Source organism: Candidatus Protochlamydia naegleriophila, from assembly GCF_001499655.1.
GTDB classification, from domain to species: Bacteria; Chlamydiota; Chlamydiia; order Chlamydiales; family Parachlamydiaceae; genus Protochlamydia; species Protochlamydia naegleriophila.
The window spans coordinates 1,279,907-1,292,638 of the sequence record NZ_LN879502.1 but is presented as its reverse complement, the minus strand read 5'-3'; the positions used below and the strand labels follow the sequence as shown (position 1 = coordinate 1,292,638).

Sequence of the window (12,732 nt, the reverse complement as noted above, 5' to 3'; positions counted from 1 at the left end):
TGACTCACCGATTCGTTCATTTAATGAAGTCAATCGTGATTTACTCTTTTGCTACATAAGAGTGCATAAGAGATAGAAGCACATAGTCTTACATGCATGATTGAGAAAGATTCATATAATACAACCTTCAACAGGAGCCCTCCATGAACGATAAAATCTATAAAGCTTTGAATGAGCAGATTAAACACGAGTTTTACTCTTCTTACCTTTATCTTTCTATTGCCTCGTATTTTGAAAACATTCCATTAGATGGTTTTGGAAAATGGTTCCGCAAGCAGGCTGAAGAAGAGCAAGAACATGCCATGAAGATTTACAACTACATCATCGACCGCAATCTTCACGTGGATCTTCAAGCTATTGACAAGCCCACAACAAAATTTAATTCAATTGAAGAAGCTTTTCAAATGGCGCTTGAACATGAAAGAAAAGTGACACATTGGATTCATCAAATTTACGAACTAGCCGTTCAAGAAAAGGATCATGCGACTCACGTCTTCTTACAGTGGTTTATTACTGAGCAAGTAGAAGAAGAAAAGAACGCACAAGACAACCTAGACCTCATCCAATTTAATGGAGACAACAAAGCAGGCCTTTTGATCTTGGATCAAAATTTTGACAAAAAAGCAAGCTAAGTTACTCTAATTCAGTCCGCGGTTTATGGATTTCCCATCAATCGCGGCACAATCCAACTACCCAACTTCATGATTTCAATTAATTTTTCAAACCTAGCGCAACAATCGCTCGACTCATTTTCTCGAGTATTAACAAGACAAGACAAGACGATTGCCTTGATCACCTCTCTCGTTCTGGTCGTTTTAGCCATCGGCATCTATTATTGCCGTCCATTAAGCCAGTACCGCTTTTACTCGAGACCTTCTGAATCCAATCACTTACAATCCAGGATCCATGAAGTTTATCATGGCCCGCTACCCTTTATTCCAACAAGCGAAGCTTCGCAAACAACTTCTCTTTCTCCTTCCTCGCCCATAACCTTTCAAGAGCTCGTTCTCAATACCCAATCCTTCGAAACCTATCACCCCTTACCAACGGCCGATAATCGCATTGAGACGCTCATCGCACAAGGACTAGCCCTCGAACAAGAGATTGTAGCACAAGCCAATCAGACAAGACCCATTCTACACGAAAATGTCGTACAGCTAATGGATGACTTTTTAAATTACAAAAAACAGTTTGGGAGCTCGGTCGAACAAGCACTTTATGCAACGATGAATGTTCAGGCCCTCATCGACCGCCTATTAATCAAACGGCCTTTAGCCTTTTTGCTGCCTTCAGACAGCTACTTACTAAGAGACGGGCAAACAAGAGGAAATGGGCAATTTGAAACGATCGGGACAGAGACCGAAAAAGCTCCCCTTACTTTAAATGAGTACCTTTCATACGACGAGATGCAGCTGTCAGCTTTTTTAGGCGTTTCTACCCCCACCCACTTTATTAACAACGGGGCCCGCAATAATCGAGGCATTGCTTCATCTTCCCAATCGCATGAAAACAGTGGCATTTACGTAGGCTTAGTCGGAGCTCGTTTTGAAAGGCCAGAAAGAATGGAGTGGCAGCACATGTTGATTACGGCTGCTCAAAATACAACAGAGAAAGGTTATGGTACTCACAATTCAGCCCATCCTTACCTAAAATTATGGTCTGCCTTTTATGGACATCCTTTCCCAACCTTTGAAGAAGCACAAAACGATGGCACTGGCAAGTTCTTGAGAATCGATCAGAACACCTATTTAAATGTGGCTGTTTACAAAGAAAGAATGCGTCTAGTAATAGAACCATTTCTAATAGAGGCCAATCAACGCGCCTCAGACAGCAATAAAATGGCCTATGTGCATGCTGTAGGACTCGGTTTAGGAGTCTGGCAAGTATCCCCAAAACAGGCAGAACTCATGCTAGATGTCTATGCTGATATTTTATCCAAGCACCATTTACCCTTCATCGCCGACTTAGATTTTAGCTGGTTTCCCCAAGGATTGACTTGCGGAGGAGTGGGCCATTTAAACACATTCGAAGCTGGATTAAATAAGATCAACCTTCATTTTTCTAAACGCAATCCCGCCGACAAATTGCTTGGAGAAGATAGCGGAAAACTCATTGTGGCCTCTTACGCCTGGGATAGCAACTCCTACCCTGGCAACGAATATTGGAACGGCCAACTCTCTGCATCCGGGGATCCGGCAGCTGCCTGCTGCTCCACCATCCCGCAGCTGCAGAACCCTTTAATCAATAAGAGCCTGACATCAAAAAAACTGTTTATTTGTAAAAATCAAACCTAGTAGCCCCTACTAGGGTTTGAGCATCATTAATTTAATTTCTTGTATCGGATTTAAAGATCAAATCAATCCTGATACAAAAAGCATATTAGAGAAGATTCAGAATTATGGATGCTATCGTCAATATTGAAGCCCTATCACCATGGCTGGAGCAATATGGCAGCTTGGCCATTTTTGCCTTACTAGCTTTGGGTATTATTGCATTTCCTGTACCAGAAGAGACGCTCTTAGTGATTAGCGGCATTTTAATGCAAACTGGAAGTTTGCCAATCACCGAGACCTTTATCGCTGCGCTTGGCGGAAGCATTTGTGGAATAACCGCAAGCTATTTAATCGGACGCACAGCCGGGGATTACTTCATTCACCATGCCGGCAAATGGTTTGGAGTGACGCAAAAGCATATCGATAAGGCGCACGACTGGTTTGAACGCTTCGGAAAATGGACCTTATTTATCGGTTATTTTATTCCGGGCGTTAGGCACTTTACGGGTGTTTCAGCTGGTATGTCGCGCTTGGAATTTAAAGAATTCGCCCTTTTTGCCTATAGCGGAGCCCTTTTTTGGGTCACTACATTTCTTTCTATCGGCTACTTCTTTGGCGATTACGGATTATCGCTCTTCCACAGGCTGGAGTTCGGTGATCAAACCAGCATCTTCTTGATCGTACTAGCCATTGCAGCCTACTTAAGCTATCTGTACATCAAAAGAAAAAAAAACAACTCATCTAATAATTAAGTGATTGCATATCAAGGGAATGAAGATATTAAACAATCTTCATTCCCTCAGCATTCAACCTTGCTTGCCAACTTCATACTCCAGCTGCACAAGACCGCTCGGATAGGACTTCGAGGCAATTAAACAGCAGGGAATCTCTTTTCCTACGCGGTTGAAAAGAGGAATCCCAGATCCAAGTAAGGTTGGAATCATCGATACAATCAGCTGATCGACAAGTCCTTGCCGTAAAAACTCTGTAATGGTTACTCCTCCATCTACCCAGCAATGCTTGACTCCCTCTTTACTAAGTTGCTGTAGCAATTCGAGAGGTTCTCCCTGAAAAAGTTCTGCACATTCGCAAACGTTCTGCAGGGTACGGCTCATGACAATGACTCTCTTGCCTTGATAGAGCCATTCATTTAAGTTAGCCACAAATTCATATGTCTTTCTTCCCAAGATCAGAACATCGATGCTTGCAAAAAAAAGAGCGTAGCCATAGTCCTCATTGCCAATATGAACCTGTTCCAACCAATCGACTTCTCCCCCTTCCCTGGCTATGTAGCCATCTATGCTAGCTGCAATATAGACAGAGACCTTTGGCCTCTCTTGCTGATTCATCTTTCTTCTCCTCAAGCCATCATCTTTTTTTCGAATTGATTTGCTTTCAATAATTGAACAGCAAAGATCGATCCTATCAAAATAGCCAATAAAATGACGAGTGAAACAGTCAATGAACGTCCATCATACAAGTAGCTCATAAGCCCTATCAAAGCAAAACTTAACAAAGCGCGCATGCTCATGATAGCTGACGAGGCTGTTCCTTTTATGCCTGGAAAAATTTCGAGCGAAGAAGCGAAAATGACCGGATAGCTTATTGCAAAACCAATGCAAAAAAGGGTCATCAAAACTGTCATCGCATAAGGTGAATGAGGAACTAACAATCCTGCCCCAACCATCAAAATAGCGCTCATTAAACTCGTTCCCATCCCCAACACCACGCATCCTTTGCCGCCCAATTTTCGAATAAAGAGCCCGGAAAACAGACTGATCACGGCAAAGGATGCAACAATGACTGCTTGATGCAAGGCATAGGCTATGATCGATAATCCAAACGTTTCCATGTACAAAAATGACGCGCAAGCAACGAATGAAAGATAAGCTGAATAAAGCAGGCTTGGAGCGAGTGCAGACGCGATAAAAATGGGGCTCGAAAAAAGCGCTTTAAAGTCTTTGCCAATTTCCCTCATTCGTAAACGTTTTAACTCATGCTTGGTCTCCGGTAAAAGCATGAGCAGCAAGCCCCAAGAAAGCAGGGAAAGGGCGGCCACGCAAGCATAATTGCCGCGCCATCCAAGCCACTCATTGATAAATCCGCCAAGAACGGGTGCCAGCGCCATCAAGCTTGTGAGAACGGAATTGATGATTCCAATCAATTTTGCCGCCCTCTCTCCCTGGTAGCAATCGGCGATCATGGCAAAAACGACGACTGCCGACGTACTCGCACCGATTCCCTGCACAAAGCGCGACGCAAGCAGCGCTGGCATGGAGGAGGCCAATACACACCCAAGGGCGCCTAAAAGCAGCAGGGCATTACCTGCAATCATCACCTTCCTCCTTCCATAACCTTCCGATAAAGGACCATAGACAAGAGAACTCAAGCAAAAACCTAAAAAATTATAAGCTACCGTCAGTTGGACCGCTCCATCGCTCACTTTGAAATAGCTGGCAATTTCGGGAAATCCCGGCACCGACACTTCAACCTCTATGCAGCAGGTAATAATCGATACAATCAGGAGCGGAATAAAAAATCTGGGCATAAAGAAACCTTTCTAGAACGAATAAATGATTTAAGAGAAGCGCCTTAGGCGCCATTAAAAGAAGACGGTTACTCGGGAAAAAGCGGCAGCAAGGTGCCAAGAAAATAATGAGAAAAATGGAAGAACTTGAAAAAATAGAAAGGAGAAGAAATGCAAGCTGATGCATTTCAAGTAATTATAGACTATCCATCATTAGGGGTCAACTGCAAATTATCTCAATCAGGATTGTCCAATGCTTTTTTTCAAAGTAGCGGACAGCTGAAATCAATTTTGAAAGGATGCTCAAGGCATCCTTTCAAAGTACGCTATTACTCGTTAAAGAGCAGAGAAAGGATTGGAAGAAAACGAGCTCTTTGGCTTCGGCTGTGCTTTTGTGCGAGACGGCTCTTTTGCCCCGCCGCGCGGTGCATCGGCTTGAGCCACTCTGTTTTGTCCAAGTCTTGCCGTTAAAGAGATGCGCTTCCGCTCTACATCCACCGTTAAGACTTCAACCTTGATTTTATCGCCTGTCTTCACGACTTCGCTTGGATGATTTACATACTGATCGGAAAGCTCTGACAAGTGAATCAATCCATCTTGATGCACGCCGATGTCAACAAAAGCGCCAAATGCCGTCACATTAGTCACAATGCCTTCTAAACAAAGACCTGGTTTTAGATCCTGGATGGAAAGAATGTCGTCGCGAAAGCAAGGCGGCTCAAAAACAGAGCGTGGATCGCGGCCAGGCTTTTTTAACTCCTGGACAATGTCTTTCAGGGTCAATTCTCCAACAGAGGCATTCACATAGCGTTTTAAATCGATTCGAGAAACAAGTTCTGGATGATCCACAAGACTTGGTAAAGAGACATCCAAGTCTTTGGCAATTTGTTCCACCAATTCATAGCGTTCAGGATGAACTGCAGAGGCATCTAGCGGATAATCCCCTCCTCGAATGCGTAAAAATCCAGCTGCCTGCTCAAAAGTCTTGGCGCCAAATCCCGGCACCTCTCTTAACTGCTTGCGGTTCTTAAAAGCACCTTTTGCTTCGCGATATTTAACAATTTTTTGTGCAAGGGACTGTCCGATGCCGGAAACGTACGACAATAAAGGAGCGCTGGCAGTATTCAAATCGACGCCTACATGGTTCACGCAGCTTTCTACAACGTGGACAAGCTGGTCTTGCAACATGGGTTGATGAACATCGTGCTGATACTGGCCGACTCCAATCGATTTGGGATCGATTTTTACAAGTTCCGCCAACGGATCTTGCAAGCGGCGTGCAATTGAGATGGCTCCGCGGATGGTAAGATCTAAATCCGGAAACTCTTCGCGCGCAACATCAGATGCACTATAGATGCTCGCCCCCGACTCATTGACCGGAACGACGATCATAGAGGTGATAGAGTGCTTCTTGAGCAGCTGCCGTACAAAAGTTTCAGTCTCTCTTCCAGCCGTTCCATTGCCAATAGCAATTGCATAAGGGTGGTAAAGAGTGATAAATTTTAATAAATCGCGCTCAGCTTGCAGATGGCTGCTTTCTCCTTGCGACGGATAAATGGTAATCGTATTCAAATATTTTCCTGTTTCGTCAACCGCAACGCACTTACACCCTGTTCGAATGCCTGGGTCGATCCCGATGACAGCCCTGCCACCGAGCGGAGATGCGAGTAAAAGATGGCGCAAGTTGTCGGCAAAGATGTCCACCGCGGCACGATCTGAGGCCAATTTAAGCTCTAAACGCACATCTGTTTCGACAGACGGATACAGCAGACGTCTGAAAGCATCCTCGGCCGCTTGAGCTAAAGATTCACTAAATGGAGAAGCGGGATTCAAACGCATCATCATCTTAATTTGCCGTGCGACAGGCTCTTCATCCACTTCGATTGAAAAATCTAATACTTCTTCTCGCTCACCCCGACGAATCGCCAAATAGCGGTGAGAAGGGATTGTTTTCACTTTTTCTTTAAAATCGTAATATTGTTCAAACTTTGTCGGCCCTTTCACCTGATCTAAACGCACTTTAGAAACGACAATGCCGTCAGTTGCAAATACATCGCGCACATAGGAGCGCACAGCCGCATCTTCCGCAATCATCTCTGCCACAACGTCGCAAGCGCCTGCAAGAGCCGAATCAGCATCTAGCACGCCTTTTTCTTCGTTAATGAAATTAGCAGCAGCCTGTTGAGAGCTGCCAGTCAACGGTTGGCTCAAAATCATAAGCGCTAAAGGCTCAAGCCCCTTTTCCCTTGCAATCATGGCTCTTGTACGCCTTTTAGGCTTATAAGGCAGATAAAGATCTTCCAAGGCTGTTTTGACATTGCAGGCCAAAATTTGCTCTCGTAAAGCGTCTGTCAACTTACCTTGAGATTCAATCGAACTTAAAATCGTTTGCCGTCTTTCTTCTAATTCCTGCAGATAGGTATAGCGCTCTTGGATCGTCTTAATTTGGACTTCATCTAAATTCCCGGTGGCTTCTTTACGGTAGCGTGCAATGAAGGGAATGGTATTTCCACTATTCAATAAATCCACAACAGCTTGCACCGAAGAATGGGGTAAAGCAAGTTCTTCAACAATTTGAGAAATAAAAGAGAGATGGGCTTGTTTCGACATTTGTTGTCCTTATCTAAAAATAACATCGAAAAAATTAACACGTTTGAACAAAAATGGCTAGTACTAGCCAGGAAAATTAGCCTGATGGCTGATGTGAATCTTTAATTTGCCATAGCAATAGCCAGAGAATTCCAACTGCTGAGATTGTAAGAAGAGCACCTGTCTTTGCGGGCTTTCCACTAAGGTCGGTTCCCATCGCTCCAAAGAAAATAGTGTTTTTGCCAAACTTGGCATTCAATGCATCGAGCGTGTGCATCAAAGAGGCTCGTTTGGGATCGGCGGTTCTAAAAACAAATCGAGAACACTCTCTTTTTCCAATAAGAGATCCAACTCGTCCAAAAGAGCGGGAGTAGTTAATACTTTTTAGCAGCCAGCTCTTCAAATTCCAAACAACTCCCCCCTCTCAACTCCCAAAGCATCCGCTCGCCTCCTCCATCGTTCTACGAGTGGCAGAAGGATTCATCTGAGCAAACTCCCAGGTATTGTAGATGCTCATGCCATACAATTTCTCTTTTAGCCTCCTTCCAATTCTCCATACATCTCCAATCGGATAATTTTCTAAGATCTCTTTTTGAATGGATGAAGAAGTCAAATCACAAACAACTTCCTCCGATGCTTTTTAGCCAGGCTATTGGCCATTTTTGCTAAAGTCTGGGTGTGGGCAATCCCTAAAGAAATGGGAATTCCCATCCACTTTTTAATCAACAGCCTGAATTCTAAACACAGAGAAAAAATATCTGCAGAAAATAGATGGGAATTTTAAAAAGGCTTCATCGATCGAATAGATCTGCAACTCGGAAGCATGATCTGCTAAGATGTTCATGATCCTTTGCAATAGATCGCCTTACAGTTGGAAATTTGAATAGTAAACTCGTACGCCCACTGGTGGGCAGGCTAGCTGTGCCATCCTGCCCCCATGCGAAAGCAATTGACTAGTTAACTTGATAGGTAAGCACTCTCCAGTGACCGTCAGCACCTCTTCGAAGTGTTAGTAGCTCTCCTGAGTTTGGAGCCCTTTCAAAGGAGGTGTTGTACTCGACCACCATATACGGCCCCTTCGGAAGTCCATGAGGATCCCAAGCCGGCCTTTGATCTTTCAACGTTCTCGATTTCACCCCGCCTAAACGCTTTCTAGCCAGTCCAAGTGCTGTCACCCACTCTTTTTGAGAAATAGTCCGCTGAAATAACACATCGCCTTTAGGCCAGCTACTTGCATACTCCCCTCTATCTAATCCTTCTACGTAATCTTTGGCCACTTGAGCCGCTTCAATCATCCAAGCAGCCATTTCATCTTGGCTATTCTCTGCTGTGGGAGCAGCTTGCTGCGTGGAATGACTTGCCTGTGGCACTGTTTGTGCCGCGGCCTGGGCAAAAAGAGGAAGATGGATCAAACCCATTCCAATACTCGTAATTAGTGTGAAGCAAATGCCCTTATTCATGATTTCTCCTCTTTATAAAATCCAGACCCAGTAATCTTAATATTTTCCAATAAAGACATCCTTTCTCATCAGCATCTTTAAATTATATTAGACTCCTTTCGCAAGAAGCCTAATATAAAAAAACACCAATCCGAAGAATTCTTGAATAAAGTAGGTGGCTAAGCAAATGCGTGCTACTTTATATATTAAGCCAACTAACAGGCTAGCCTCGCTTTACTTGAGTACTATCTTCCCTTCCTTCTTCGGATTAGTGCAAACTTTTACAACGATAATATCCAAAGAGAGCGACCAAAGAAATCGCTCAATTTCAAAGGAATTACTTATTGCCCTGCTTATTATTGTTACCCGGAGAAGAAGAAGGTTTTGCTTGGCACTGCGCTTCATGACTGCAAAGGAGATTTTTCAGCTTTTGTTCATACTCCATCCCGGCCTTTTGCTCTGCCATTTTGTTATGCCAACGCTCATGGTTTGCACAACAAACAATTTTAGCCAAGTCTTCAAGCGAGTGATCGTTGGCACGGATTTGCTCTTTCATTAAATCTTTTAAAGCCTCCATCCAAGCTTGATTCGCAAGCTCCAAAAGCTTTTGACCGTGATCACAAGAAGATTTTTGACAACAGCTACACGAACAGGAACAGCTGCTCTTTTGGCAACAGGATTCACTTCCATGACTTGCTTGTGAGCCATGATCTGTTCCGCAAGAATTATTGTGACAAGACATATTCTCCTCCTTTAGCTAAATTTAATCGCAATTTATATTCACGCGCTCGCTAATCTTGAATAGAGAAATTAACCCCAATCAATTGGAAAGCAACCTCGTGTTGAAGAAATCAACATAGTGGACTTATTTAACTGCCATTTAGAGTGGAGATTAATTCGCTCAATGACAATATAAAAATCAGCAAACAACTAAATATTAGATAGATAAGCCCAAGAAAACAGGATTTCTTTTCACGCTTTTAAACTTCATGTAACAAAGCGGCATTAAGGTGCAGATTTTTCAAATTAGTAAATGGACATCTATAAAGATTCCATATCAGGATTCTAAGTACAAGTCAATAAATTCAATTTATTTTTTTAATCTACATTGAAATAAGAATCTTATGCACAAGTTCCACAAGTCCGTTCCACAAGAACTTTTCAAAATGACTTCCAAGCTGGATTAAAGGCTTAAAAAATTTTATTCGGAGGATTTAGAAAGGAATGAGCCGCTTCACAACAAGCGGCTATCCAAAGGGACGGAGCTTTTAGATTTTGATGAAAAGACTTGTCATCATGGGAATATAGAAAAGAGCAAAAAGAGTACTCAACAAAACCGTAGCAGCGGCTTTTTCAGGATGGCATTGAATAAGAGATGCCATAACAACCGTATTGACGGCTAATGGAACGATAGATAAGAGAATTAAAACCTGGTGGGTAAGCGCATCGTAAAAGCCAAATACATGCTGATCGAGAGTGACAAATCCGATAATAAGCAAAGGCCAAACCAAAAATTTTGCTAAAAAAGTCATACCCACAAATTTGGCATCTAACTTAAATTGCGTCATTCCAGCAAGACCCAGACCAATGATCATCATTCCCAAGACAACGTACACGCCTTTAATATGTCCGATGAATTCTCGATAAATATCCGGCATTGAAATGTGAAAAACATTTAAGAGCAAGCCTAGTAAAAAGGCGTATAAAGTGGGAAGGCGCAAAATTTTGTATAAACATTCCTTGGGAGAATAGCTCCCCTTGGCACTGATATAGTAACCGAGTGAATTATCGTACAGCGTAACTCCCAAAAGAGCCATGATGTAGACTCCTTCAGTTTGCGGATTAAAAATCATCATTGCAAGGGGTACACCAAAATATCCTGTCGCTCCAGAGCCTGCACTAAATGCCATGATATTTTTGGAAGCATCCGTCCAGATTTTGCGTGAAAATCGATAAAAGATGATGCAAAGCGTGCAAGAAATGGAAAAAGTGAGCAAAGGCAGGCTCAAGACTCGCCCATCAAGCTCGGTATACAGGACGCCGTTAAAAATAATCATGGGACTAATCATATAAAACATTAGCTGCGCTATTGTTTCCTGATTAGCTTTTAATTTTTTACCAGCAATGTAACCCAATAAAATATTGAGGTACAGCGGTATAAGTTTAACCGCTAGGGTGACAAAAAAAGACATATTTTTTTTGATTTATTTAGTGTTGATCATCCAAATCGAGAATTGATCTAAAAAGCGCCAAAAACTATCCATGTATTCCATAGGAAAGTGATATTTTTTATCTGCGTCTTGGAGAATGTGTTTAAAACAATTCAACCAAACTTGCCTTGCTTCCTCATCAATGGCAAAAGACAAATGCCTTTGTCGCATGCGAGGGGAGCCGAACTGTTGCTGATATAAAGGTGGGCCTCCTAAAATAAATACAAAAAAAGCAGCTGATCTTTCTGATGCAGCTTTCATATCGGGGGGAAAAAGATGCCGGATGGAAGACTTCTCTAATTCTAGATAAAATTCTTCTAACATTTTATAAATGTTATTTTCGCCCATAGCAGCATAAATACGAGAATCGGGTGTGATGCCTTGCGGCGGTCCACTGGGTGGTATATAGAAGCGATGTTCTTGAGACATGATAATTTCCAAGAAATTAGACTTCAATTCTAACAAAATCGATGAGTATTTGTCTACTTCTTTATGATCGAGAGTGGTGTCTGAGTACGATTAAAGGATCGTATTTATCAATAAAAAAATTTACATTCTCCTGCACGCCGACTCCCCTATCTGCAGCAAAAGACGACTTAAGTTTTCTTTGAATTCAGCCTCTTTCTTTAAAAAGTTTATGCGATTGTCCCATCCCATTCTTCTTTTTTCGTGAATGGGAATCGAAGCTAGTTTTTGAAGAGTCTTTTCTAAGGCGGCTGAACCAATGTAATACTTGACTCCCAATCTTTCCGGCGCAGACGATTCAACATCCACGAGGCACCGCTCATCGGTAATGAATTCATTCATGGGAGGAGCATTCGTCGTCACAACAACCGCCCCGCTAGACATCGCCTCCATGATATAATGGCCAAACCCCTCCGTTTCACTCGGACAAAGGTGAATACCACTCGTGTTTTGCAAAAATCTAAGCGTCGGTTCCTCTACTCGTTGTGAAATTAAATATAAGTTATTTGAATTCGGAAAGGACTGCCCAAGGTGGATTTGCTCAACTAACACAAGGAGAGGCAGAGTCGAGTTTTGCTGCCACAAATTGACAAGTGGCAACGTCCCTTTCTGCCTATTTTGGCCGCACAAGTGAAATAGTTGAGAGAAATTTTTCTGGTATTCAGACTTATAGCAATCAACACTCGTAAAACCCAAAAAATACGTTTCTAGACTCAATGAGCGAAAAATTCTTTCCACCTCTCTCGTCCTGCATAAAATCAAATCTACTCTATCCAACAACCCTTTTTCTTGAGTGTACCATTCAGGGTTGGGAATAAACCAATTATGAGAGGCATAAGGAAGCCATTGTTCGGGAATGACCTGAAAAAAAATATTTACATCGACATTGCTTGGGTTAATGGCAGGTTCATACAAATAGCGGCAATGCACATGATGCCCCAGCTCTGCGAGCACTTTTTCCATAATTTTTTGGTCGGACTCCAAGCCTTTGCCATTCTTTTCACTAAAGAGATTGATCTCTAATGGCCTTGCATGCAATTTCAGACTATTAGGCATGCAAAAAAGCATGACTACCCACACGATCCCCATTAAACCACGCATTGACTCTCCCGTTAAAAGATAGAAGGCTCACTTTTACAAGTGAGAGTTTGCTTATAACACCTGGCAGAAGATTAAGACAAGATCGCAAAAGGAGGGCTCGAAAAGATTTTGTAGCCGCTAAACACTGT

Annotated in this window: 15 protein-coding genes; 3 read left to right on the top strand and 12 right to left on the bottom strand. The window is 42.7% G+C overall.

The genetic code is table 11. The features are described 5' to 3' along the window. Window positions 1–143: 143 nt before the first annotated feature. The 3 genes from PNK_RS05275 to PNK_RS05265 all read left to right on the top strand — a co-directional run bounded on the left by PNK_RS05275 (window position 144) and on the right by PNK_RS05265 (window position 3,025). Window positions 144–632 carry a ferritin gene (locus tag PNK_RS05275; RefSeq protein WP_032125505.1) on the top strand — a complete coding sequence of 163 codons (489 nt, stop codon included), beginning with the start codon at window positions 144–146 and terminating at the stop codon, window positions 630–632. Between the two features lie 69 nt (window positions 633–701). Beyond that, complete coding sequence (locus tag PNK_RS05270) at window positions 702–2,294, top strand: ADP-ribosylhydrolase MavL family protein (protein ID WP_059060745.1); 1,593 nt, start codon at window positions 702–704, stop codon at window positions 2,292–2,294. A 104-nt stretch (window positions 2,295–2,398) separates the two neighbouring features. Further along, window positions 2,399–3,025, top strand: a complete 627-nt coding sequence (locus PNK_RS05265) for a DedA family protein (RefSeq protein WP_032125503.1) — start codon at window positions 2,399–2,401, stop codon at window positions 3,023–3,025. A 54-nt stretch (window positions 3,026–3,079) separates the two neighbouring features. Here the strand turns inward: PNK_RS05265 and PNK_RS05260 are convergent, their stop codons facing one another. The 12 genes from PNK_RS05260 to PNK_RS05215 all read right to left on the bottom strand — a co-directional run bounded on the left by PNK_RS05260 (window position 3,080) and on the right by PNK_RS05215 (window position 12,604). Further along, window positions 3,080–3,622 carry a dihydrofolate reductase family protein gene (locus PNK_RS05260; protein WP_059060744.1) on the bottom strand — a complete coding sequence of 181 codons (543 nt, stop codon included), beginning with the start codon at window positions 3,620–3,622 and terminating at the stop codon, window positions 3,080–3,082. An 11-nt stretch (window positions 3,623–3,633) separates the two neighbouring features. Beyond that, entirely contained in the window at window positions 3,634–4,821 is a 1,188-nt protein-coding gene (locus tag PNK_RS05255; RefSeq protein ID WP_059060743.1) for a multidrug effflux MFS transporter, read from the bottom strand. Window positions 4,822–5,136: 315 nt separating this feature from the next. Beyond that, a complete protein-coding gene (locus tag PNK_RS05250) occupies window positions 5,137–7,410 on the bottom strand; it encodes a Tex family protein (protein WP_059060742.1) in 2,274 nt (757 codons plus the stop codon). A gap of 76 nt (window positions 7,411–7,486) precedes the next feature. Then, window positions 7,487–7,792, bottom strand: coding sequence for a DUF4113 domain-containing protein (locus PNK_RS05245; protein WP_059060740.1), 306 nt, complete (start codon window positions 7,790–7,792; stop codon window positions 7,487–7,489). Window positions 7,793–7,813: 21 nt separating this feature from the next. Then, window positions 7,814–8,002, bottom strand: coding sequence for a hypothetical protein (locus PNK_RS05240; RefSeq protein WP_059060738.1), 189 nt, complete (start codon window positions 8,000–8,002; stop codon window positions 7,814–7,816). Continuing rightward, complete coding sequence (locus tag PNK_RS13975; protein ID WP_420885358.1) at window positions 7,999–8,136, bottom strand: hypothetical protein; 138 nt, start codon at window positions 8,134–8,136, stop codon at window positions 7,999–8,001. The genes PNK_RS05240 and PNK_RS13975 overlap by 4 nt, the downstream gene beginning before the upstream one ends. 206 nt (window positions 8,137–8,342) lie before the next feature. Further along, complete coding sequence (locus PNK_RS05235) at window positions 8,343–8,849, bottom strand: DUF4019 domain-containing protein (protein ID WP_032125499.1); 507 nt, start codon at window positions 8,847–8,849, stop codon at window positions 8,343–8,345. Between the two features lie 316 nt (window positions 8,850–9,165). Beyond that, window positions 9,166–9,384, bottom strand: a complete 219-nt coding sequence (locus PNK_RS13610) for a hypothetical protein (protein WP_162264033.1) — start codon at window positions 9,382–9,384, stop codon at window positions 9,166–9,168. Window positions 9,385–9,392: 8 nt separating this feature from the next. Next, a complete protein-coding gene (locus PNK_RS13605; protein ID WP_162264032.1) occupies window positions 9,393–9,536 on the bottom strand; it encodes a hypothetical protein in 144 nt (47 codons plus the stop codon). Between the two features lie 560 nt (window positions 9,537–10,096). Next, on the bottom strand, window positions 10,097–10,885 hold the full coding sequence (locus PNK_RS05225; RefSeq protein ID WP_162264031.1) for an AEC family transporter: 789 nt from the start codon (window positions 10,883–10,885) through the stop codon (window positions 10,097–10,099). A 147-nt stretch (window positions 10,886–11,032) separates the two neighbouring features. Then, entirely contained in the window at window positions 11,033–11,467 is a 435-nt protein-coding gene (locus tag PNK_RS05220; RefSeq protein ID WP_032125496.1) for a globin domain-containing protein, read from the bottom strand. A 120-nt stretch (window positions 11,468–11,587) separates the two neighbouring features. Beyond that, a complete protein-coding gene (locus PNK_RS05215) occupies window positions 11,588–12,604 on the bottom strand; it encodes a glycosyltransferase (RefSeq protein WP_051981945.1) in 1,017 nt (338 codons plus the stop codon). Between the last annotated feature and the right edge of the window lie 128 nt (window positions 12,605–12,732).